This window comes from Tunturiibacter empetritectus, from assembly GCF_014201375.1.
GTDB classification, from domain to species: domain Bacteria; phylum Acidobacteriota; class Terriglobia; order Terriglobales; family Acidobacteriaceae; genus Edaphobacter; species Edaphobacter lichenicola_D.
Genome location: NZ_JACHDZ010000002.1, coordinates 628,612 through 651,264, shown reverse-complemented (window position 1 = coordinate 651,264; position 22,653 = coordinate 628,612). Strand labels below are relative to the sequence as shown.

Below are 22,653 nucleotides of genomic sequence, written 5' to 3'. Positions count from 1 at the left end.
TTACGAACCAATTTCAGCGACGACCCCGCCGCAACGTTCGAGAATTAGAGCTTTCGGCCCTACAAAAGGGCTCTTATCCGGAGTAACGACCCTACCTAAACTGTAAGTTTTTTCATATAGTCGGCGTCGATCTTAAGCGCCTCCAGCGGCGGGATGTCATATGCTTCCTGCTCGACAAAGTAATGCCTGAGGCTTGCTTTCTTCGCCGCCTCAAAGACCGGACGATAGTCCAGGGTTCCCTTCCCCAATTCAGCCGCGGGAGGCGGTTCCATGACAGACGCGGGCTTATCGGTGTGCTTGAAGTCTTTGACGTGAAGCATGGAGATTCGAGAGGGATAACGCTGAAGATAGTCGACCGGATTGGCGCCGCCGACGATGACCCACCCGCAGTCCAGTTCGAAGGTCACGAACTCAGGATCGGTCAGGCGGATCATCTCGTCGAGTGGGACGACACCATCCTGTTTGCCAAACTCCATTGTGTGGTTGTGATAACCGAACTTCATGCCGGCATCCTTCACCTTTTCGCCGAACTTGTTGAACTGATCGGCGTTCCATCGATAGTCCTCCAGGGTGAAAGAGCGAATCAGTGAAGGGTAAGATGTGTCCTTCAATCGCGACGGATCCTTGATCCCGGGAAAGGCACAGATAATGTACTGCACGCCAAGCTCTTTGTTGAAGGCGACGATCTTATCGAAGTCTTTGCTGAGATTCGAGTAGGAGTAGTGAGCGCTGACGCACTTGAGACCAGCTGCCGACATCGCGCTCTTGACTTGCTCGGGCGAGTGGTCGAAGTAGCCTGCTGCCTCAACCTCCTGATAGCCAAGAGCGGCGATCTGTTTGAGCGTTCCCTCGTAGTCTTTTGCGAGCATCTCGCGGACGGAATAGAGCTGGAGGCCGATCGGCAGACCAAAGGGGGAAGCCAATAATCGATCAGTCTTGAGAAGAGTGGAGCTACAGACGATCGCGGCGGTGGCAGACTGGAGGAAGTTTCTACGTGTGTGACGGGTCATCCGGATCCTCTTCTCCTCAATGGGCTAATCGTTAGGGCAAATCGCGTCTAGGGTTCTTCGACCGCAGTACATCGCTATGCGACTCCCTGATAATACTTGCCGGAGTGACGCGACGGGCGAATCGATTCGATCAGATTCCGTCAGGAGAGAAAGGCGCGAGCCAGTTTTTCCGCTGCGAGAACAAGCTCCTCTTCGCTGCGAGCCGCGAAGGTAAAAACGAATTGGACGTGGCCGGGGCACTCTACCTCGGAAGATCCCGGCCAATAGACGCGCTCTAACCGCACCCCGGCGGCGAGGGCGCGCTCGAAGGCCTCCGACTCTGAGAGGTCGATCTGGAAGTCAGCCAGGAAGTGCATTCCTGCATGATCTCCGTAGATTGTGACTCTGCGGCCGAAGTGTTTCTGCAAAGATTCGACCAGCAGGGCACGGCGGTTGCCGTAGATGATGCGCATCTTTCTGACATAGGGTTCGAGATGTCCCTCAGTGAGAAAGTCAGTGAGGATGCGCTGGTCGATCGAAGAGCTTTGAAGATCGCAGAGCAGTTTGGCCCCTGTAAAAACGTCCTGAAAAGCACGGGGCACAACGAGATAGCCCAGTCTCAAGGTGGGGAACAGCAGTTTCGAAAAAGTTCCGATGTAGAGTACCGGAGCATCGGACACCATCCCCTGGATGGAGGGGAGCGGCCTCTCGTTGTATCGATACTCGCTGTCGTAGTCGTCCTCGAGGATCAAGGCGCCTGCTTGTTTTGCCCATGCGAGCAGGTCCATACGGCGTGGGATCGAGAGCGAAACTCCTCGGGGGTACTGATGCGAAGGGGTGACATAGACGAGCTTCACCGTCTTGTCGGCGTGCTTTTTGAGCTGCGAGACCTGCATACCGTTCCGGTCGACTGGAATCGGCAGGAGGGTGGCTCCCTGGGAGGAGAAGATCCGTCCGGCGAAGCGGTATCCGGGCGCTTCGATCGCGGCGAAGTCGGAGGGATCGAGAAAGATTCTCGCGGCCAAGTAGATGGCCTGTTGCGATCCGCTGGTGATGATGATCTGACTCGGGTCGCAGACGACAGCGCGGGACATGCGCAGATAGTGGGCCACGGCTACGCGCAGGTCGGCGCTGCCGCTGAACTCCTGGGTATATTGCAGGAGGCCTGGGGCGTCCTCCTGCATGCGTCGAACCAGGATCCGGGTCCAAAGCTTTCGCGGAAAAGAGGCTACATCTGGTCCGTGCGAGTCGAGGCGAATGATCCCCGGGGGTATGGGCGATCGGATCGGCGCGTTGATGAGCTCGCCATAGGCGGAGAGCCGGATGGGCGCAGGACTCTGGTTCTCTGGATCGATCTCCATGGTGACACTGGAGGCGTACATACCCGTCTCGGGCAGCAAGGAACAGACGAAGGTTCCCGAACCGCGACGGGTTTCGAGATATCCCTCCGAGATCAAGCGGTCGTAACACTCGGTGACTGTAATTCGCGAGACGCCGAGCGAGGTTGCGAGAGCTCGTGAGGCAGGCAGCTTAGCACCAGCCTCGAACCTTCCTCCGACGATTCCGCCGCGCAGGCCGTCGTAGATCTGGCGATAGAGAGCTATCGGGGAGACGGGATCGAGATTTAAGGCTACTTCCATGGCATCGGATGAGAGGACTTACGTTCCGGACCGGGCCCTTGTTCCCTTACTCTTGTTCCCTACTCTTCTCTGCTTGTTCCGTTAGACGTTGGCCGAGCCCGGTGGTCTGGTTCCATGGTGCGGAGCCTTGCCCCGATTGGCAAGGCTCTTCGACTTTTTTCGGCAGGCTACTGGGCTAGAGGGCTACTACTGGTTATTGGGCTACTGATTATCGACCGCGAGGTCCCGGCCCGATTTGGTTCGGGCGAGGGTGCGGACGATGGAGGCGGCGGCGGGTTCGATGGTAACCGAGCGGGCGTTGGTGGAGGCGAGCTGGAGGCCGTAGAGGAGGACCGCTGCCCGTTTGGAATCAATGCGATTGCGGGCGAGGGCGGCGACGAGCAGGGAGATGGAGACCTGGATGGACTCGACATCTTCGAGCGGCGGGAGGTCGAGCTCGAGCGGGAGGGCTTCGGGCAGATACTCGGGCGCTCCGGTCGCCGTGGGCGGGGTGTCCGGCTGGGCTGCGGGCAGGGCGGGTGCGGTTGCGAGGAGAGTTCTGTGGCGGCGGAGGAGACGGGAGTGGAAGTAGCAGTAGGCAGAGATGCTGAGTGAGGGTGATTTGCAGCGGCGTCCATTGGTCTTGATGTGGCGGCAGATGGCGGTTTCCATTTTTTTTTGCTCCTTGATGGTGTGGTTAGTACCCCCCTCCCCTCTGGGGGTATTTTAGGGGTAAGTTAAATGGATGCAATGGTTTAGCGGCAGGGGGTGTCGCTAAACCATTGCATCCATGTGGGTTGTGGCTAAAATACTTATTTTGTTTTAGTTAGCGGACTTTTAGGGCGGGTTCCCCCTCCTGCGCTCTTTGGGCTCTCGTGATTGGTGACTGCATTTCATGGTGTTTCGGTGGTCCTTCGTGGTGCGTTGATGGTTATTTGGGTACGGGTTAAAGGTGAAGGGCTGCCGCAGCTTTCGCCGCAGGCAGCCCTTGGTTTTGATCTCTTATTTAATTTAATTGTAGCGAATTGGATATAACTCATACGCCAAATTTGGCGAAGATTTTTTGAATTATTTTTTCCCGCTCTGTCCTGCCGGACGGGCCCACTGCGCGTGGAGCGACCACTTCGTGGTGGGTATACCCCTTCGGTTGGCGCTCCCGTTGGTCGCGAGCCATCTTTCTTTCCGACCAGCGGGAGGCCCCTCCGCGGTGAAAGAAGAATGGCTTTGGAACGGTTTCGGGTGCGATGATTGGGGACCACAGCTTCAGGTCATCTTTTTTTTCTCTGTAGGCGAGAGCGATCTCGCTTAGAGCCTGGCTGACGAGGTAGTCCATGCTGCTTAGTCTGAGTTCGCGGTTTGTTGGAAACGTCTACCTGATTCAGTGTAAGGGCCGTATTATTCTGGGCGCCGAGGTGAAGGCGCTGGAGGCTGCGCTCGACGAGGGGGCGCGTGAGTTCTCGCGGCTGGTGGTGGAGTTGAGCGAGGTGAGCCGGCTGGACAGCATTGGGCTGGGGCTGCTGGTGCGATTGGCTGAACGGATGCGCCGACGCGGGGGCGATCTTCGGCTGGCTGGGTCGCCGCAGTTTCTTACGGACCTGCTGAAGTTGACGAAGGTCTCCGCTTTGCTGGAGAGCTATGCGACTGAGGAGGAGGCGATTCAGTCGTATTTGAAGGAGCGGCCGACGGGGGCGGCGCAGAAGCAGCACGGCCCGCGGGTGCTGGTGGTGGATGAGTCGGCGGACCTTTGCGTGTTTGTGAGGACGGTGCTGACGCAGCATGGATATGACGTGAGATCGACCTGCTCGTTCCGCGATGCGAAGACGCTGCTGCAGGTGGAAGGGATGGAGTATCTGGTGGTGGGGCCGAGTACTCCGCGTCTGTCTGCGGAGACGGTGATGCAGTCGCTGACTGCGCTTGCGCCGCGGGCGAAGGCGCTGCAGCTTGATCCTGAGTTCAAGATTCGGGATGTGCAGGAGGCTAGTGATGCTTTGTTGCAGTTGTTTGCTAGTGACGGGGTGGGTGGGTAAAGGCAAATACGGGGGTCTCTCCACTGCGCAACAGACGATGAGGCCGTCCGTTGCTCCGGTCGAGATGACGTGTTTTTTGGGTGGATGGAAAGAGGATACGCAGCGGCAGCGGCAACAACAACGGCAACGGCAACTGCAACTGCAACTGCAACTGCAACTGCAACTGCAACTGCAACTGCAACTGCAACTGCAACTGCAACTGCAACTGCAAATACGGGGATCCTTCGACTGCGTTACTCACAAAATGCCGTGAGTAACTTCACTCAGGATGACGTGATTTGGTGGTTGCGGGTTGGGGTTGGGTCGGGAAAAAACGAGCAACGGCAACGGCAACGACAACAGCAGATCTCTACGGGATGACAACCAAAAGGGCAGACAACGGCAGCGGCAGTGGCAACGGCAGCGGAAACAGCAACGGCGGGCTTTGGGTTAGAAACGGTAGCCGAGGGAGAACTGTAGCTGGCGGCCTGCGAGGGCGGCGGTGGGGTGCTCGAAGAGTGAGGAGCTGAGAGAGCCGATGTAGCTGGTGTAGTTGGTGCGGTTGAGGACGTTGAAGGCGGAGATGCCGGCAGAGAGAAACTTGGCCTTGTCTCCCTTTTCTTTGGTGAGACGGAAGTCGTGGTCGTAGAGGAGGTCGAGCGAGGCGACGCCGCCGGCCTGAAGGGTGTTGCGTCCGACGCCTGCGGGACGGGCGTTGCCGAGGCCGGTGTGGAAGTTGTCGTTGCCGGTGGTCTCGGTGTAGGGCGTGCCGGTGTAGAGGGTGGCGATGACGCCGAGCGAGAGCCAGTGGTCGGGATTGATGTTGCCTACGAGGTTGAAGCGCTGACGACGATCGAGATCGGCGCGACCCCACTCGTCGTTGGGGTTGTACTGATTTTGCGGGAAGGCGTTGATGCCTCCCGTGTTGTTGTCGAAGCGGGAGAGGGTGTACTGGGCCTGACCGGAGAACCAGCGTCCGGCCTGTCCGCGGAAGGAGAGGTCAAGGGCGTTGAGGAGATTGCGGCCGCCGGATTCGACTTGCTGAATCTGGCCGTAGTTGAGATTGGGGCGCGGGTAGTTGGCGGAGAGGTTGGGGTCGGGCGGGAGGATTGGCGCGTTGGCGTCGCGGGAGCGGAAGGACTTTACTCCGACCTGGCCACGATAGGCTGCGGTGAGGGTGACGGACTTGTGGATCTGGCGTTCGACGCCGAAGCTGTACTGGATGGCGTAGGGCGTGCGGCCGTGGGGGGCGAAGCGGACGAGGTTGGTGGGGATGGTGCTGTAGTCGAAGCCGGGCGGGATGGGGTAGGTGGGATTCTGGATCTGGATGGAGTGGAGGACGACGCCGTTGTGGAGGACGACGGTGGAGGGAAAGTCGCCGCCGGTGCGGTCGTAGAAGATGCCTGTGCCGGTGCGGAAGATGGTCTTGCCTTTGCCGGGGGCGTAGGCGAGGGAGAGGCGCGGGGAAAGGTTGTTGTTGTCGTGGAGGAAGGTCTGCCAGTCGTAGCGGAGGCCGAGTGAGGCCTGGAGATGGGGCGTGAGTTTGACCTGATCCTGAATGAAGGAGCCGAGCTCGTTGATCCAGTAGAGGCCGCGGCCGATGCCCTGCTGCGCGGTGAAGACGTAGGGCGTGTTGGCGGCGTAGTTGTCGAGGGAGGCGAATTTTGCGGTGCCGAGGCGGTTGGTGTGGTCGTCGACGGCGCGGCGGCTGAACTGCGGAAGTTGCACGCCAACGCGGACGTAGTGCCTGCCGTGGCTCCAGGTGAGGATTTCGTTGACGTGGATGGTGTTTTCGGTGCGGGCGATGTCGGCCTGCGCGCCGCCGCCGATGAAGGAGCCGCTGACCTGGAGGGATGGGGCGTCGGTGACGGATTTGGTGACGTCCTCATCCTTTTCGAAGGTGACGAGGAGCTGGTTGATGAGATTGGGAGTGAGGATAAGGCGATCGTTGAAGATGGCGTCGTCTTCGCGGGAGTTGAGGTTGTAGCCGGCCTCGGGGAGGGTGATGCCGCCGACGCCGGCGTTGGTGCTGGAGGAGCTCTCGAAGTTGTAGCCGATGGAGAGGCGATGGGCGGGGGAGAAGTCGTGGGTGAGGCGCATGGAGTACTGCGAGTTGCGGTTGGGGGTGAGGACGTTCTCGCTGATGGGGCCACTGGGGCCGATGGCGTTGACGACGGAGGCGGTGTTCTGCTGGCGGTAGGAAGCGGAGGCGATGAAGCTGGTGTGTCCTCCGCGTCCGATGGGGCCGCCGAGGTGGCCTTCGTAGATGCGGCGTGCCTCGGGCGGGCGGACGGGAGAGAAGTAATTTTTTGCGTTGAAGACGGCGTCGCGAAAGATGAAGTTGGCCTCCCCGTGAAAGGTGGGGGAGCCGGGCTTGGTGGTGATCTCGATGCGGCCGCGACCGGGGCGGGTGAACTCGGCGGAGTAGGGGTCGTTGTTGATGCGGACCTCCTGGATGGCGGAGGCAGAGACGCCGACGGACTTCATCTCGACGCCGTCGACGATGATGGTGGTGCCGCCGGAGGAGCCTGCGGAGGAGTCGAGGAAGGGAGTGAGGGTGGCGACGATGTCCTGATCGAAGACGGGGAGTTTGCGGAGGTCGTCGCCCGAGACTGCGACGGTGTCTTTGTTGGCGGAGGGGTCGGTGGAGAGGGACTGGTCGGTGTCGCCAACGTTGACCTCCTGATTGACGGACTGGGTAAAGAGGGTGATCTTTACGTTGGAGATGCTGGTGGTGATGTGGAGCGGGGCGGCGTGTGGGGCGAAGCCGGAGTAGGCGGGGACGCTGAGGGAGTAGGTGCCGGGGGAGAGGTTGCTGAGGGTGAAGTTTCCTCGGTCGTCGGATGTGGATTGGGCGGCGAGAGTGCCAGAGGTGGTTTCGAGTTGCACGGCGGCGCCGGGGATGGCTGCGCCTGTGGGATCGAGGATAGAACCGCGGACAGAGAGCAGAGTCTGCGCAAAGGAAGAGCAGGAGAGCGTGAGCAGCAGAAAAACGAGCAGATGACGCGGCGACATCTCTCTATGTTAGTGAGTGGACCTTAAGGATTGCTGAACGGGTTTCTTGAGGTGAGTTCGAGGACGTCAGAGCTTTTCTTAAGGTCCACTTAATCCCCGATTTGTAAGCTCTTCTTCATGGCAGATGCCCGCGGCTCCCTTTATCGACTCAACCGGGCTTTTCTCTTCTCGGTACTGAGTGTTGGGCTGGGATTCTATGGCACGAGCTTGCGGGCGCAGAGCAACGAAAGTCTTTCGAATGTGGTGAGGTCGGTTGTCAGCGCAGAGCGAGAGGCTTCCTCGCAGCGGCCGCCGTTTCTCTACACTTCGATCGAGACCTCGGACCGGACGAAGGGCCATGTGTGGACAGAACGTGTCGCGGATATCTGGGAGGGGAGGCTGCGATACCTGATTGCGGAGGATGGTCATCCGCTCTCTGCCAGCCGGCGCGCGGAGGAGATCGCACGGATCAGGTCGATTGCGGCCGATCCGACTTCTCTTCGCAACAGCAGGCAGGAGCAGCAGAGCGACGAGAACCGCGCACGGCAGATGATCGATCTGCTGCCTCGGGCTTTCGTGTTCGAGGATGGCGGTCGCGAGGGGACCTGGCTTCGCATCAACTACAAGCCCAACCCGAACTACGTTCCGCAGACCTTCGAGGAGCGGGCGCTCCATGGCATGAGTGGAACGCTGATCGCTGACAGCCGATCCCGGAGACTGCATCAACTCAGCGGCGCCCTCGACGACGACGTTTCGTTTGGATACGGTTTGCTGGGCACCATTCATCGGGGGACGAACTTCGCGACTACACGCGATCTCGTCGGGCCCGGTGTCTGGAAGACTACGCTGCTCGACGTTAAGATCGACGGACGCATCGCCTTTTTTAAAACGATAGGCCGACGTCAGCATTCAATCCATCGTGACTTTCAGCCGCTACCTTTGGACATCTCCCTCTCGCAAGCGGTGGCTCTTCTTCTAAAGTAGAGCGTGTTTGTTGTCACTCCCAGGGACACTCACTTGAGTGGGTTATTCAGGATGGACGAGTCGCTTTCCTGTCGGGCCGACTTGAACTTCGCTTTTTTGATGTCTCTTCAGGGTTGCTGCTTCGTAGGCGACGAGTGTGCCTTGTTTGGTTAAGGATTCCACCTTGGTGATGTCTGCACCTGCTGCTTTTTTTCGCAATGCTGCTTGAACTTCGGGAGGAAGAGAGTCTATGGCGACTTCTTCTTCGATCTCGTTGAGAGTTCCATCCTTTGCGATCTGGATGTCTTTTGTGTGGCCGTCCACCATCATCTCGGCTTCGTAGACTGTCTTTCCGTTTTCCCGTTCCGTCACGAATCTTTTGATGGTGGCTCCCTGGGAGTGGATCTGAACGGTCTTCTCGACGGCGGGTGGAAGCTGCGAGCGGCTCAACGTTTTCTCCTGTCCAAACCCGACCAAGGAGGAGCTGCTTATCAGAAGCGCGGTGGTCAAGAGTGACAGATCTTTTTTCATGGCTTGCTCCTGCGGTCTTCGAAGACCACAGACAGGATGCCACCCAATTCTTAAATGGGCATGAAGGTTGGAATCACTGCGGACAATTTGAGGAGCCCTGGCTGCGCCTTTGATCCCACGTCTCTTTGACCCCAACGTCTTTGCGATCCGTACGTCTTAATGTTCAGTTAAGTTTCGAAGTTCATCATGGAGTATGGATTTGCGAAGACTCCCCTTGTGTTCCATGGCGTTTTTCGCCAGTATCTGCACAGCTCAAAGCTTTACCGTTCCCGCAGGTACACCCTTCCCGGTCCAGATTGAAGATCATCTTCCCATGCGGGTCGGCCAGGCGATAAGCGCAGAGCTAATCTACCCGATTTATGTTGACAACACCGAGGTACTTCCAGCAAAGACCGTTGTCTCCGGTACTGTCGTAAGTCTGCACGCGAACCACTCGCGCCGGGTTAGCGCTCGGCTTCGTGGAGACTTTACTCCGTTTCGAACTCCTGTGGTTCGCTTTACGAGCGTCACGCTGGCGGATGGGACGACGGTCCCTCTTGTGACCGGTGTCGCCACCGATGGTGCGCCGATCTATCGTCTGGTTGCGCCGCCGCCACGTAAAGGGGGCTTCGTCCATCAGCAGTGGGACAATGGTGTCCAGATTCTGAAGGACAAGCTTGCGATTGTGACGGGGCCGGAGAAGGGCGACCGCCTAAAGCAGTTTCTTTATACGCAGCTTCCGTATCACCCTCAGCGGATTGAAAAGAAGACGGCCTGGACGGTTGAAAGCTCCGAGCCACTGTCTCTTTCGCAGACGGTTGTGGACGTGGTGGCAAAGGCGCAGCCCGTCGCGGTGCCCCCTGCGCCGCCAGAGACGGACAGCAAGACGTGGATCATCCAGGCTTATCTCAGGGACCCGCTGAGCTCTGCTACCTCGAAGTCCGGTGAGGCGATCAAGGCTACGGTGGCGGAACCTATCTACAACCCGGACCACACGATCGCCGTGCCCGAAGGCGCCACCATCGTCGGAGCGGTGACCGAGGCGAAGCCTGCCCGCAGCTTCGGTCGCAGCGGAACGCTACACTTCGACTTTAAGAAGCTGATTCTTCCGACCGGCGTGACGCAAAATGTTCAGGCGTCGCTTACCGGAGCCGATTCGGCCGCACCGGACAAGCTTGCGCTCGATTCAGAGGGACAGGTGAAGCCAAAGCCGCAGGATAAACTTCTGGTTCCCTTCACGCTGCTGGTGCTGGCTGCGCGGCCACTCGATGTAGACAAAGGCCAGGGAGCGGGCGGCGGATTTGGCAAAGACGCAGTTGCCTCCAACAGCCTTGGCGTTATCGGCTTTATCATCGGAACGGCTTTGCAGCAGCGAAATGTCGCTGCAGGGATCGGCTACTATGGAGCGGCGATTTCGATCTATGAGCGGTGGATCAAGCGCGGACGGGACGTAACTTTCGCTCGCGATACTCGCCTGGTATTGCAGACGACTCCACGCAACTCGACGGTACTGCCGTCTCCGAAGCTTTAGGGGCAGGAGCGAGTCAGCTAGTCCGTGACGAGGTTTAGGGTTCGTGAAGATGGTTAGTTGACGAAGTTCATTCGCTGAAGAAGGTTTTGAAACTTCGGGTTGCTTCTCAGGCTATCGAATCGGGGATCGACGTCGGTGAAGACCATGCTGTTGGAGCGATCGGCGTAGGCTCTCTCGAGCCACTCCATGGTGCGACTCTCATCCTTCAACCCTGCGTAGACGAGGGCGATGTAAAAAGGAGAGACGTAGCCAGTGCGTGACTCGGACTGGAGCTCCTCGAGAATCTTATGAGCTTCAGCGGGTCTGCCTGCGACGGCGTAGACATGCCCGAGAGCTGCGATGACCGGGGTGCTCCGGTGCGACATGATTGCAGTCTTCTCCAGCTCGGCGATCGCCTTCGTGTAGTCTCCCATCTGCTCGTAGGTCTGTCCAAGCACGATATGGGGAAGGACGAAGGATGGATCCATTTCGATGGCATCGTTCAACTGCACGAGGGCTCGATCGTACTCACGCGCCATGTAGAGTCGCCATCCGAGGCTGAAGTTCATACTGACGGAGAGCGGGTCAAGGGAGCGGGCGCGCTCCATCTCCTGCAGGCTTTCGCTGCGGCGTCCCATTGCGGTGAGGTAGAGGGAGTATCGCTGATGAGCGGTCGCGTAGTTGGGGTTCAACTCGATGGCCCTGCGAAAGCCTCTTTCGGCGGCCTTCCAGTCCCACTTGTAGTTGAACTGGACGGTTGCGAGGGCGGTCTGGGTCTCGGCGAGAGAGTCGTCGAGCTCGACGGCCTTCATGGCAGCGGCTTCAGCCTTGGGTGCGACGTCAATCGTGGGAACAGTGCCTACGATGGCTGCGCCGAGAATGCCATAGCAATCGGCCAGACCAGCGTAGGCCAGGGCGTACTGCGGGTCTTTGACGGTGGCCGATTGAAAGTAGTCGATGGCTTTGAGGAGATCTTCCCTGGATCGCTTGTTCCAGTAGAACAATCCTTTCAGGAAGTCTTCATACGCGTCGGGCTTGACGAGACGCCGGCTGGCGAGGCGAGTCTTATCCTGCGAGGTGAGTTGGATGCGGATCTGATCCACGATTGCCGAAGCTACGCGGTTTTGCAGGGTGAGCACGTCATCGAGGGGGCTCTCGTAGGTGTCGGCCCAGAGATGCCTATCGGTGGAGACTTGAATGAGCTCTGCGGTGATCCTGACACGATCGCCGGAGCGAAGAACGGTGCCTTCGACGACTGCATCGACGCCGAGGTCACGTGCGATCTTTCCCAGCGACTCATGCGAGTCTTTGTACTCCATCGCCGTTGTTCGAGAGAGCACCCTGATGGAACTGATTCTTGCCAGGCTTGCGATGAGCTCGTCGGTCATGCCGTCGGCGAAGTACTCCTGGCTCTTATCACCTGAGAGATTCTCCATCGGTAGCACGACCAGAGACGTGATGGGCTTGGATGAGGCGTTCGAAAAGATGCCGTTGGAGCGGAGTTTGAAGAAGATCGACGAGACGATCGCTGTCAATAGAACCAGAGCCACGACAAGAGCTAGCGCATGAAACAACGAGATCTGAAAGTTTTTCCTGACCCAGGTGGCAGGAGCGGGGGTCTCGTCACTGGCGATCGGATAGAGGTCCTTCGATTCGTTGCCCGGCGGAAGACCAGCGTGATTCACGTCCTGAGTGACGACGGAACCTGCTGCGGTGTCGGGTCTGACGTGGTGGACCGGGGCGACGAACCGGTATCCCTTCCGCGGGACGGTCTCGATGAAGCGGGGATTCTCGGAGGAGTCGCCGAGAACCTCTCTGAGCCGCATCATCGCGGTGTTGAGGCTGTGGTCGAAGTCGACGAAGGTGTCTGGCTGCCAGAGTCGATGACGCAGCTCTTCGCGGCTTACGATCTCGCCGGGCCGCTCGATGAGCACTCTTAAAATATGGAGCGGTTGATCCTGAAGCTTAATGCGCAGGCCCTTCTTTCGAAGCTCGCAGGCTTCAAGATCGACCTCGAAGAGGCCAAATCGGACGATGCGGAAGGGTGCTTCTACTTGCTCCGAGATCATGAGAGATAAGCCCGCATTTGTTACAACTTGACGATAGCGTCGAACTATAAGCCCCCGTTCTGTGTCGTGTCAATTGGAAAGGCGCGGACTGCGGGCTGTTACCCGTCGCCGAAACTCCTTCATTTCAAAAGAGTAGTAGCGTTATCTCCAAATGTTTCGTAACTGATACGCAAGCTATTGCCTGCGTGATGGCCAGGGTTCAATATTCACGCACTTGCAGAGCCCTGAACTGTGCCACGAGCACAGAAAAAATATTTTCTCACTGAGGCAGTTGGAGGCGCTATGACGGTTGGAATCGACTTTAGAAAGCTTGGGTCACGTTTACTGGTTGGCACGTTGAGTGCGCTACTCGCGTGTGCAGTTTTTGCGAAGCCGGCAGCGGGACAGGTATCGGGTGCGACACTTTCGGGGGAGATCTCTGACAACTCAGGCGCCGTGGTGGCCGGAGCACTGGTGACTGCGCAAAATATATCGAACGGGTCGAGCCGATCCGCCACGACCAACGATGCCGGGTTCTATGTCATCCCGAATCTTCTTCCGGGGAACTATAACGTCAAGGTCGAGGCGAACGGGTTCAGCACAGTGCTGCAAAAGGGGCTGGTGCTGACCGTTGGCGCGCAACAGACCTACGATGGAAAGCTGTCTGTCGGCAAGGTCTCGCAGACGGTGATTGTGACGACGATTCCGCCGTCGATTCAATCCTCGTCGTCCGGGCTGAGCGCGACCGTGGATTCGAGGACGGTGCGGGAGCTGCCGCTGAACGGTCGAGACTGGACCTCGCTGGCGACGCTGGAGCCGGGGGTTGTCAGCATTCCGAATCAGGCGACGACCGGATTTAGCGCCAACAAGGGAAATCGTGGGTTTGGCAATCAGCTGAGCGATGGCGGTCATCGTGCCAACGAAAATACTTATCGGGTGAACGGCATGGTGACCAATGACTACTCGAACGCGGCACCGGGCGGGGCAACAGGGGTGAACCTTGGCGTTGACGGGATCGGCGAGTTCTCCGTGCTGACGGCCAACTATACGGCGGAGTATGGGCGTACCTCTGGTGCAGTGATCAATGCGATTACGAAGTCGGGCACGAACGAGATTCATGGGACGGCGTACTTCTTCGATCGCGATAGCATCTTCGATGCCCGCAACTACTTTGATGGTCCTAAGATTCCGCCGTTCCGCCGCATACAGTTTGGCGGCTCCGCGGGCGCGCCGATCTTCAAAGACCATTCTTTTATCTTCGTGGACTACGAAGGGATTCGGCAGAGCCAGTCGAGCTCGGGTACGATCCATGTTCCGGACGCTGCCTCGAGAGCGGCCGCAGTGCCTGCGATTGTTCCTTACCTTGCGTTGTGGCCGGTTGCTCCTGCGGGCGCACCCGACCTGAAGGGGATTCAATCGATCAATGTGTCAACGCCTACGCATGCGTCGGAGAACTATGTCATCACCCGCTTCGATCAGAAGATCTCGAACCGGGACAATCTCGATGCGACTTATTTCTTCGATTCGGGGCCGCAGACTCAGGCCGATCCGCTGAATAATGCGGTGCACAGTGTCTTCTCCCGGAGGCAGCTCTATACCGCGGAAGAGACCCACGTCTTCAGTCCGTCGTTTGCCAATACGGTGCGAGGCGGGGTCAGCCGGATTATTGGCAAGATCAATGACCCCGTCTCCGGCAACGCTGTGGCGACGGATGCTGCGCTTGCGATTGCGCCGGGGTCGAAGGCTCCGCCGCAACTGCCGGTCGCCGGTCTTACGACGGCTTATGGGCTCAATGGATTTAATAAGTTCAACCATGCGTGGACTTCGGGTCAGATCTATGACGACGCGTTCCTGACGAAGGGCACGCACTCGATCAAGCTGGGCTTCGGGTTTGAGCGGATGCGGTACAACGTTCTCGAGCAGCTTAGTCCGAATGGAAGAATGAATACCTACTCCAGTCTTGCGAAGTTTTTGAGCAATCAAGCCGATCAGTTGAATGCGCTTGCTCCGGGCGGGTCGACCGAGGTGGGCCTGCGTGAGAGTCTCTTCGCGGGCTATGTTCAGGATGACTGGACGGTGAGTAAGAACTTCACTCTGAACCTGGGGCTGCGTTACGAGGCGACGACCAAACCGACCGATGCGAATAAAGTCCCCGGCTATACGGTGAATGGTTACACGGTGGCAGCCGCGGGCTTCCAGGAGATTACGACGCTGGTCAACTGCGGGGCCAGCAGCACGGCATGCGGACCGGTGGGCGTGGACAGTCCCATCTCGTCGAACCCGACGACCAAAAACTTCGAACCGCGCGTGGGATTTTCCTGGGATCCGTTTCACGATGGAAAGACCGCTGTGCGGGGTGCCTTCGGGATCTTCGACGTGCTTCCTCTGCCTTATGAGTTTGGGTTGAACACGGCTGCGACCGCTCCCTTCCAGATTATTGGCACCGATCCGAACGCAATGCTGGGAACAGGAGTCATCGACGGGAACGTTAACTTCAATCGTCAGAAGATTCGAAATCGTTATATCGACATCCACCCGAAGCGCGCAGCTGTTTATAACTGGAACCTCAACGTTCAGCGAGACCTGGGGGAGGGTTTCATGGTGACCCTCGGCTATGTGGGCTCTCGCTCGCTCCACCTGTCAGCGGCAGCGGACGATGTCAATCTTGTGCCAGGGACGGTGGTTAGCGGAGCCGGTATCGTCTTCCCCTGTGACCCATCTTCGCTTACCGGAACCCACACTTGTGCGGACACCCAGACGGGCACACGGGTCGACTCCAACTGGGGCGGCGGCGCTGGGATTCGTCCTGTGCTGTTCGATGGGGCGGCTAGTTATGAGGCGTTCCAATCTCAACTGAAGCGAACGCTGGATCACGGCATTCAGGGGCAGCTGTCTTACACCTTCAGCAAATGCCGCGACCTTAGCTCATCTCCGGTTACGGGTGACACTTATTTGAATTCGATCGCTGTTCCTCTTCTGTCCTTCAAGCAGGCGAGGGTTGGGGCTTGCGACTTCGACATCAGACAGGTGTTGAGTGGCAACTTTATCTGGGAGATTCCAGCGCCGAACTTCTCTTCTTCGTTTGCGAACGTCGCAGTCCACGGTTGGGAGGTTGGGAGCATCGTTACCGCGGAGACGGGCGCACCTTTCACGGTGACGGTGGGAGGAGGAAATGATCCGCTGGGCACGGGCTTCAACGGCGACTACTCCATGGACTTTGCGGACTTGCTTCCTGGTTGCAAGCCCACCGGGGGGAAGGGATTGGCCTACATCAATACGAATTGCTTTACGCCACCGACGGCGCCGCTGTCGCTTGGCACCGCGAGTGCGGCGAATCCTCTGGGATGTGCGCCTAACTCTTTCCTGCCGCCGCCCGCACCCACGCCGACCAATCCAAATCCGGCCGGCTACACCGGACCTGCGGCTCCTTCGGGACGTCAATTCTGCTCTAACGTTGTCGGCAACTCCGGACGCAACAGCTTCTATGGTCCGCACCTGACGACGGTAGATTTTTCTCTCTTCAAGAACACCAAGGTGCCGCGCATATCGGACGCTTTCAACGTGCAGTTCCGGGCGGAGTTCTTCAACATCCTCAACCACACTAACTATCTTTCGCCAGGCTTCCTGAACACCTTCGGCCAAAACAACTCTGTCTACGACTTTGACGGCAGTTCTCTTCCCACTGCTCTCAATCAGACCTCGTCGACATCGCGGCAGATTCAACTTGGAGCGAAGTTTGTCTTCTAACCGAAGCGCGATGGCGGGCAGCAGACGCCATCGCGCTTTGCTCGTCTAGCTTTTTCTCCCCACCTTCTGCGAAGAGTAAACGCAGTTTTAGCTCAGAAGTCTGCTGGGGTACTGCAGATGCCTGCAACATCCATGCCAGCGAGGGCCTTGCATGCATATTGAAGATGAATTGACTGGTTTACAAGAGGAGCAGAACACGCCCGGCTGGCAGTTCGCGGTGGCCTCTGGTCTTCTCGGCTGGGTACTGGACGCTTTCGACTTTTTTGTCATCGTCTTTCTCTTCGACACTCTGGCGAGCCACTTTCAAGTGGAGAAGAGAGCCATTGTCTTCACGATCTCGATCACCCTGGCGATGCGTCCGGTCGGCGCCCTGATCTTTGGAGCACTGGCTGATCGGTTTGGACGTAAGAAGCCGTTGATGCTGTGCGTCGTCTACTTTTCGATTGTCACGGTTTTGAGCGGCTTCTCTCCTAACTACGGATTCTTTGTCGTGATGCGAGCTCTGTATGGGATTGGAATGGGCGGTTATTGGGGTATCGGGGCTTCGTTCGCGATGGAGAATGCGCCAAGAAAGTTGCGGGGTCTTCTCTCCGGCATGATGCAGGGAGGCTATCCGTTCGGATATCTTCTGGCCGCGGTGGGGATGTTGACGATCATGCCGCGTCTGGGTTGGCACGCTATGTTCCTGGTGGGGACCTTGATGGCGGCGGTGATCGTCGTCCTGACCACGCTGTCGCCGGAGTCTGAGGCATGGAAGCTGCACCGTATGGGCTCGGTTACGACGATCTTCAAGACTCTCTTTCAGCACATGGGGAGTTTCTCGTACCTGCTGCTGGTGATGGTGGTGATGTCTTGTCTGTCGCATGGGACACAGGATCTTTACCCTGACTTTCTGAAGAGTGTTCCCTCTATCGGGAGCTCTCTGGTGCTGGGCATGAAGCCGCTGTATGGGATTCCGATTATCTATAACATTGGGGCCATCACGGGGGCGGTCTTCTTTGGATACATCTCCGAAAGAGTGGGAAGGCGATATGCGATTATGATGGCGCTGGTGTTGAGCCTTGCGGCGATTCCTGCATGGGCCTTCGGCGGAACGATTCTGACGCTTGTGGTTGGATCGTACCTGATGCAGACCGGGGTGCAGGGAGCCTTTGGGGTGATCCCGGCACACCTGAACGAACTCTCACCGGATTCGGTGCGCAGCCTGTTTCCGGGCTTCGTGTATCAGCTTGGGGTGCTGATCGCGTCGCCTGCGGTGTCGATCGAGTTTCTCCTGCGCGATCACCTGGGGTATCCTTTAGCACTTACGATCTTTGAAGTTGTGGTGATTGTGATGCTGCTGTTCATCTTTGCACTGGGGCCGGAGAGACGTGGAAGAAGCTTTCGATCCAAGGCCGGTTGATCGGCCTCTACGCTGTCAAAAACCATTCGGCCGACAGACAGTTTAAGGCTGACTTAAGCTTTGTATGTTGAGATGTATTCATGCGCGTACTACTGGTTGAAGACGAGATTCGCCTAGCTGAAAACGTGGCGCACGCGCTGCGCGATGGGCCGGGCTTCGCGGTGGACCAGGCCGAGGATGGGCAGACGGGGCTGGATCTGGCTGAAAATCTTTGCTACGACCTGATCATTCTCGATCTGATGCTGCCGAAGCTGGATGGCCTAACGGTGCTTCGCAGGCTTCGCGAACGAGGCGATAACACTGCGGTACTGATCCTGACGGCGCGGAGTGAACGATCTTCCATTATTCAACTCCTGAACAGCGGCGCGGATGATTATTTGAGCAAGCCTTTCGATCTGGGAGAGGTGATTGCGAGGGCGAAGGCGCTGATTCGCCGGGGCAAGGGGATGGCGAGTCCGGCGCTGCGCCTGGGCGATCTGGAGCTGCACACCGGGGACCAGAGCGTCTTCCGCGCGGGCAACCCGATTGTGCTTTCGCCGATGGAGTATCGGATTCTCGAGTACCTGATGCATCGCCCACGCGCCATTGTCTCCAAGCGAGAGTTGCTGGAGCATATGTACGACTTCAACTGGGTGCATCACTCCAATGTGATCGAGGCGCATGTTTCGAATTTGCGACGGAAGCTCGGGGAGGGAGCGAATCCGCCGACGATCGAGAATCTGCGCAATCGGGGTTACAGACTTGTGCTGGAGTACGGCAACTACAAGGATGCCGGGGACGAATCGGGATGAAGACCTACTCGCTGACACGACGCCTGATCACGGCTGTGCTCCTGGTGGAGCTCTGCTCCCTATTGGCCTTGATTGGGATCGCCAGTGTTTATGAGGGGATTTCACACTTCCGAGCTTTGGATGTGATGCTTCGCGGCCGGGCAGATTCGGTCCTTGGCGCGGTGCAGGACGCAGAAGACCCTGAAGACAACTTGATGCTTTATGGCACCGAAGGGCTCGCTCCACGGCGAGACATTTATATCGTGCGCGACGACCGGGGCCGCGTCATAGGGTCGCAAGGGTGGCCGGGCGGCGAACAGGCGTTGGCCAGCAGTGATACGAGGGAGTTCCGCAATCTGACGGTTGGAGGGGTTCGGTATCGAGTGATTCGCAGGCCAGGTCTGCGGATCGTCGATCCTGGGGATGCGAAGGGCGGCGTTGCCCGGCATGTCATTATTCTTTACGGCTCGCGCACTCACCCGGTGTGGGAGCGTGTTCGGAACGCAATTGCTTTCTATGCGCTCTCGGGCCTTCTCCTTCTCGTGGTAACCGGCGTGGTTCTGCTGCATCTATTGCGTCGCGGGCTTCAACCTTTATATGAACTGGCAGAGCAGGCGGGGGGGATCTCTGTCACGTCGTGGAATCTGGGTCCCTCGAGTCAGGCGCGTTATGTACGAGAGCTTGAGCCGCTGGTCTCAGCGATTGAGTCGGCGCTGCTGAGGCTGGAGCAGTCCTTCGCGCAACAGAGACAGTTCGTCAGCGATGCGGCTCACGAGCTGAAGACCTCGGTGGCGGTGGTGAAGTCTTCTCTGCAGCTTTTGACGATGCGGACCAGGTCTGCGAAGGAGTATGAAGAGGGACTCGAGCGAGTGAGGATCGACTCGGAGCGCATGGAGGAACTTGTCGCCAAGATGCTGACCCTGGCGCGGCTTGAGGATGGCGCGGAACAGCCAGAGTCGTATCGAACGGTCGAACTTGGCGATGTTCTCCGTGACGTGGCGGAGCACTTTCGGACGCTGGCGAGCTTCCACCGCATCAGCCTGGTGATCAACGCGAATAGTCCGGTCTTCGTTTTTTGCGATCCCGATCAGCTTCGCCTGCTTTGCTCCAACCTGATTCACAACGCGATTCAACATAGCGCAGCCGGCGCAGAGGTTCGCGCGATCGTCAGCAGCCGGGATAAGGTGGCGCGATTGGTGGTTGAGGACGATGGGGAAGGGATCTCGGAAGAGGTTCTTCCTCACGTCTTCGATCGGTTTTATCGAGGAGACCCGTCGCGCAGCCGGCGAACGGGTGGCACAGGCCTGGGACTGGCGATCTCAAAGGCGATCGTTTTGCGATATCACGGCGCGATTCGCCTGGAGAGTAGACCGGGTCACGGCACGAGCGCCATTGTTACTCTGCCATTGGTCGAGACCACAGCGGAAAGAACGGATCCTGGGGTCGTGAGGAATCAGGAAACAGGAGTTGTAGCGTCTTAAGCGTACATTAAGCCGGTTCTGCGATATTTGTAGGAACAAATTTCTTCGACTCTGGAGTGTTTTTGACATGCCGAATACAAACAGACGAGTTGTCTCTTCTCTCCTCTTTGCCGCATCGACGCTAGCTCCCTTCTTTACGACAACGTCTGCTACGGCCCAAAAGCCATTTCAGATTGAACAGCGATGGACCATCGGAGGCACGGGAGGTTGGGACTACCTGACTGCCGACCCGACAACACACCGCCTTTACATTGCCCACCTGACGCGGGTCGACGTCGTCGATACCACGACCGGAAAGGTCATCGGAGCCGTTGAAGGATTGACTCGATGCCACGGCGTCGTCATCGCTCCCGATGGCAAGACCGGCTTCGCTTCCGATGGGGGAGCAAACAACGTTGTGGTCTTCGATACTTCCAACTTCGCTACGCTGGCGAAGATTCCGACCGGAACGAATCCCGACGGCATGGCCTACGAGGGGTCCACCAATACGGTCTGGGCGTTTAATGGATCAAGCAAGAACGCGACCGTGATCGATGCAGCCAGTCGTCAAGCGATAGGCACCGTCGCGCTGCCCGGCAAACCGGAGTTCCCCCAAAGCGACGATCAAGGAACTATCTTCGTGAATATCGAAGATAAAAACAGCATCGTGCGACTCGACGCCAAGGCTCAGAAGATTACGGCCACGTGGCCTCTGCCCGGCTGCGACTCGCCGTCGGGGCTGGCCTTCGATAAGGAGGGCGGACGTCTGTTTTCGGTCTGCGACGGCAAGAAGATGGCCGTCACCGATTCGCACACGGGCAAGTCGCTGGCTACGCCGACCATTGGCGATGGGCCTGATGCCGCTGGATATGACGCGGGCAAGAAGCTGGTGTTCTCTTCCAATGGCGACGGCACGTTGAGCGTCGTCGATGCGAGCAAGGCAACGTATCCGGTGATACAGACGCTTCCGACGATGAAGGGCGCGAGAACGATGGCGTTCGATCCGTCTACCGGAAAGATCTACACCGTAACGGCCAAGTTCGGGGCCACCCCGCCTGCAACCGCCGCGACTCCTCGCCCGCGACCCACGATCGTGCCCGACAGCTTTACCGTGCTGGTGATCGGCCAAGACTAGCTGCGGGAGATATTCCGCGCAATGGGCGTGTGAAGCAGACCATGAAACGAACCTTGCAACTCAACACGATCTTCGCGTTTGGCTGGGTGATGGCGTTGGTCATCGCGCCATCACCGGCTGAAGCCTGGCAGACAACCACTTCCGGGATAGCTGCCCCGGAGCTTACAGGGTCGCCGCAAAGTGCGGCGTCGCGGACTGACGCTGGAGCCACGCAGGCTAACGGTGGAGTAACAGCGACGCCCGTGCAAGATGCGAACCAGGCTAGTCAGGCAATTACGCTTGACCAGGCGCTCTCGCTGGCAAGAACGAATGAGCCCGCATTTGCCGCGGCGGTGGCAGCGAGCAAGGCCGCACAGCTTGACCGTTCGATTGCAAGAGCGGCTTTGCTCCCCTCCGTCGTGTACCACAATCAGTATCTTTATACTCAGCCGAATGGTCTGGCCGGCTCGATCGGGACACAGGCGGCGCCCAGGTTCATCGCCAACAATGTCGTGCACGAGTACATCAGCCAAGGCGTCGTTACCGAGACGATTGGACTTGCACAGTACACTGCTCTGGCTCGCGCGGGCGCGGCTGCTGCAATCGCCAGTGCGGAGATGGAGATCAGCCGCAGGGGTTTGACCTCGACCGTCGTTGGACTTTTCTACAACTCAACCGCTGCGCAGGTACGGATTGTCATTCAACAGCGCGCTACCAATGAGGCTGCTGACTTTGTGAAGCAGACGGAGCAACGCGAAACAGCAAGAGAAGTGGCACATGCGGATGTCATCAAGGCCCAGCTGACGCTGCAACAACGGCAGCGGGATCTTGGGGACGCTCAACTGCAGGCGCAGAAGGCTCGTCTTGATCTTGGCGTGCTGTTGTTTCCTGATCCCCGCTCGCCGTACAGTGTGACACTTCCTGCAGCAACTCCGCTTCCGGAGCGAGCCGTGGTGGAGACGCAGGCAGCCGCGAATAATCCCGAACTGAAGAGCGCCCTGGCAACGCTGCGATCGAAGGATCTCGACATTACGACCGCACGCGCTGCTTACCTGCCTGACCTGGTGCTTAACTACTCGTATGGTATCGATGCCCCGCAGTTCGCCAGAAACGGCCCTGACGGTGTTCGCAACCTTGGCTACTCCGCTTCGGCGACACTCGACATTCCTGTGTGGGACTGGTTTGCGACGCAGCACAAGATTAAGCAGGCCCACATCCTTCGCGATGCTGCCAAGGTGGCGTTGACTTCTACACAGCGCACACTGATCGCTCAGCTTGATGAGTTTTATGGAGAGGCTTCCCTCGCTCACGATCAGCTTGCGTCGCTTGAGTTGAGTGTACAGACGGCGCGGGAGAGCCTTCGCCTGACCAGGATGCGCTACTCCGCCGGCGAGGCGACCGTCCTCGAGGTTGTCGATGCACAGAACTCTTTGACCAGTGCAGAGCTTGCTCATCAGGACGGCACCATTCGCTATCAGCTTGCGCTGGCAAATCTTCAACTACTTACGGGGACGATTTAAC

Annotated in this window: 17 protein-coding genes; 9 read left to right on the top strand and 8 right to left on the bottom strand. The window is 58.3% G+C overall.

Annotated features, from left to right (window positions below; all coding sequences use genetic code 11):
• Nucleotides 1–95: 95 nt before the first annotated feature.
• The 4 genes from HDF10_RS08720 to HDF10_RS08705 form a co-directional block, all read right to left on the bottom strand.
• Nucleotides 96–1,010 (bottom strand): sugar phosphate isomerase/epimerase family protein, encoded by a 915-nt coding sequence (locus HDF10_RS08720; protein WP_183812478.1) that lies wholly within the window; start codon nt 1,008–1,010, stop codon nt 96–98.
• Nucleotides 1,011–1,150: 140 nt separating this feature from the next.
• Complete coding sequence (gene pdxR / locus HDF10_RS08715; protein WP_183812476.1) at nt 1,151–2,629, bottom strand: MocR-like pyridoxine biosynthesis transcription factor PdxR; 1,479 nt, start codon at nt 2,627–2,629, stop codon at nt 1,151–1,153.
• 201 nt (nt 2,630–2,830) lie between these two features.
• Complete coding sequence (locus HDF10_RS08710) at nt 2,831–3,280, bottom strand: hypothetical protein (RefSeq protein WP_183812474.1); 450 nt, start codon at nt 3,278–3,280, stop codon at nt 2,831–2,833.
• A 364-nt stretch (nt 3,281–3,644) separates the two neighbouring features.
• Nucleotides 3,645–3,941, bottom strand: a complete 297-nt coding sequence (locus tag HDF10_RS08705; protein ID WP_183812472.1) for a hypothetical protein — start codon at nt 3,939–3,941, stop codon at nt 3,645–3,647.
• On the opposite strand from HDF10_RS08705, the gene HDF10_RS08700 reads away from it, so the two are divergent.
• Nucleotides 3,940–4,635 carry an STAS domain-containing protein gene (locus HDF10_RS08700; protein WP_183812470.1) on the top strand — a complete coding sequence of 232 codons (696 nt, stop codon included), beginning with the start codon at nt 3,940–3,942 and terminating at the stop codon, nt 4,633–4,635. The two genes, HDF10_RS08705 and HDF10_RS08700, sit on opposite strands and share 2 nt — an antisense overlap.
• On the opposite strand, the gene HDF10_RS08695 is transcribed toward HDF10_RS08700, so the two are convergent.
• Both HDF10_RS08695 and HDF10_RS08690 read right to left on the bottom strand, forming a co-directional pair.
• The gene (locus HDF10_RS08695) at nt 4,613–4,846 is read right to left on the bottom strand and encodes a hypothetical protein (RefSeq protein ID WP_183812468.1); all 234 of its coding nucleotides are present in this window, start codon (nt 4,844–4,846) and stop codon (nt 4,613–4,615) included. The genes HDF10_RS08700 and HDF10_RS08695 overlap by 23 nt on opposite strands.
• Nucleotides 4,847–5,064: 218 nt before the next feature.
• A complete protein-coding gene (locus HDF10_RS08690; RefSeq protein WP_183812466.1) occupies nt 5,065–7,629 on the bottom strand; it encodes a TonB-dependent receptor in 2,565 nt (854 codons plus the stop codon).
• Nucleotides 7,630–7,746: 117 nt separating this feature from the next.
• On the opposite strand from HDF10_RS08690, the gene HDF10_RS08685 reads away from it, so the two are divergent.
• Nucleotides 7,747–8,592: a hypothetical protein gene (locus HDF10_RS08685; protein ID WP_183812463.1), complete on the top strand. Its 846-nt coding sequence runs from the start codon at nt 7,747–7,749 to the stop codon at nt 8,590–8,592.
• Nucleotides 8,593–8,634: 42 nt separating this feature from the next.
• On the opposite strand, the gene HDF10_RS08680 is transcribed toward HDF10_RS08685, so the two are convergent.
• Nucleotides 8,635–9,102 carry a hypothetical protein gene (locus HDF10_RS08680; protein ID WP_183812461.1) on the bottom strand — a complete coding sequence of 156 codons (468 nt, stop codon included), beginning with the start codon at nt 9,100–9,102 and terminating at the stop codon, nt 8,635–8,637.
• A gap of 199 nt (nt 9,103–9,301) precedes the next feature.
• Here HDF10_RS08680 and HDF10_RS08675 point away from each other — a divergent pair, with 199 nt between their 5' ends.
• Entirely contained in the window at nt 9,302–10,612 is a 1,311-nt protein-coding gene (locus HDF10_RS08675; RefSeq protein WP_183812459.1) for a hypothetical protein, read from the top strand.
• A 53-nt stretch (nt 10,613–10,665) separates the two neighbouring features.
• Here the strand turns inward: HDF10_RS08675 and HDF10_RS08670 are convergent, their stop codons facing one another.
• Entirely contained in the window at nt 10,666–12,660 is a 1,995-nt protein-coding gene (locus HDF10_RS08670; RefSeq protein ID WP_183812457.1) for a winged helix-turn-helix domain-containing protein, read from the bottom strand.
• Between the two features lie 282 nt (nt 12,661–12,942).
• Between HDF10_RS08670 and HDF10_RS08665 the strand changes: the two genes are divergently transcribed.
• The 6 genes from HDF10_RS08665 (at nt 12,943) to HDF10_RS08640 (ending at nt 22,652) form a co-directional block, all read left to right on the top strand.
• Nucleotides 12,943–16,386 (top strand): TonB-dependent receptor, encoded by a 3,444-nt coding sequence (locus tag HDF10_RS08665; RefSeq protein WP_183812455.1) that lies wholly within the window; start codon nt 12,943–12,945, stop codon nt 16,384–16,386.
• A gap of 151 nt (nt 16,387–16,537) precedes the next feature.
• Entirely contained in the window at nt 16,538–17,788 is a 1,251-nt protein-coding gene (locus HDF10_RS08660) for an MFS transporter (RefSeq protein WP_183812453.1), read from the top strand.
• 80 nt (nt 17,789–17,868) lie between these two features.
• Nucleotides 17,869–18,579: a response regulator transcription factor gene (locus HDF10_RS08655; protein ID WP_183812451.1), complete on the top strand. Its 711-nt coding sequence runs from the start codon at nt 17,869–17,871 to the stop codon at nt 18,577–18,579.
• Nucleotides 18,576–20,039, top strand: a complete 1,464-nt coding sequence (locus HDF10_RS08650) for a sensor histidine kinase (RefSeq protein WP_183812449.1) — start codon at nt 18,576–18,578, stop codon at nt 20,037–20,039. Before HDF10_RS08655 ends, HDF10_RS08650 begins: the two co-directional genes overlap by 4 nt.
• 67 nt (nt 20,040–20,106) lie before the next feature.
• Nucleotides 20,107–21,153, top strand: coding sequence for a YncE family protein (locus tag HDF10_RS08645; protein ID WP_183812447.1), 1,047 nt, complete (start codon nt 20,107–20,109; stop codon nt 21,151–21,153).
• 41 nt (nt 21,154–21,194) lie between these two features.
• The gene (locus tag HDF10_RS08640) at nt 21,195–22,652 is read left to right on the top strand and encodes a TolC family protein (RefSeq protein ID WP_260177730.1); all 1,458 of its coding nucleotides are present in this window, start codon (nt 21,195–21,197) and stop codon (nt 22,650–22,652) included.
• Nucleotide 22,653: the final 1 nt, after the last annotated feature.

Bases quoted from the DNA above. Each gene is read 5' to 3' on its own strand.
- HDF10_RS08720 (WP_183812478.1), bottom strand. From the start codon at position 1,010: ATGACCCGTCACACACGTAGAAACTTCCTCCAGTCTGCCACCGCCGCG.
- pdxR (WP_183812476.1), bottom strand. From the start codon at position 2,629: ATGGAAGTAGCCTTAAATCTCGATCCCGTCTCCCCGATAGCTCTCTAT.
- HDF10_RS08710 (WP_183812474.1), bottom strand. From the start codon at position 3,280: ATGGAAACCGCCATCTGCCGCCACATCAAGACCAATGGACGCCGCTGC.
- HDF10_RS08700 (WP_183812470.1), top strand. From the start codon at position 3,940: ATGCTGCTTAGTCTGAGTTCGCGGTTTGTTGGAAACGTCTACCTGATT.
- HDF10_RS08705 (WP_183812472.1), bottom strand. From the start codon at position 3,941: ATGGACTACCTCGTCAGCCAGGCTCTAAGCGAGATCGCTCTCGCCTAC.
- HDF10_RS08690 (WP_183812466.1), bottom strand. From the start codon at position 7,629: ATGTCGCCGCGTCATCTGCTCGTTTTTCTGCTGCTCACGCTCTCCTGC.
- HDF10_RS08685 (WP_183812463.1), top strand. From the start codon at position 7,747: ATGGCAGATGCCCGCGGCTCCCTTTATCGACTCAACCGGGCTTTTCTC.
- HDF10_RS08680 (WP_183812461.1), bottom strand. From the start codon at position 9,102: ATGAAAAAAGATCTGTCACTCTTGACCACCGCGCTTCTGATAAGCAGC.
- HDF10_RS08670 (WP_183812457.1), bottom strand. From the start codon at position 12,660: ATGATCTCGGAGCAAGTAGAAGCACCCTTCCGCATCGTCCGATTTGGC.
- HDF10_RS08665 (WP_183812455.1), top strand. From the start codon at position 12,943: ATGACGGTTGGAATCGACTTTAGAAAGCTTGGGTCACGTTTACTGGTT.
- HDF10_RS08660 (WP_183812453.1), top strand. From the start codon at position 16,538: ATGCATATTGAAGATGAATTGACTGGTTTACAAGAGGAGCAGAACACG.
- HDF10_RS08655 (WP_183812451.1), top strand. From the start codon at position 17,869: ATGCGCGTACTACTGGTTGAAGACGAGATTCGCCTAGCTGAAAACGTG.
- HDF10_RS08650 (WP_183812449.1), top strand. From the start codon at position 18,576: ATGAAGACCTACTCGCTGACACGACGCCTGATCACGGCTGTGCTCCTG.
- HDF10_RS08645 (WP_183812447.1), top strand. From the start codon at position 20,107: ATGCCGAATACAAACAGACGAGTTGTCTCTTCTCTCCTCTTTGCCGCA.
- HDF10_RS08640 (WP_260177730.1), top strand. From the start codon at position 21,195: ATGAAACGAACCTTGCAACTCAACACGATCTTCGCGTTTGGCTGGGTG.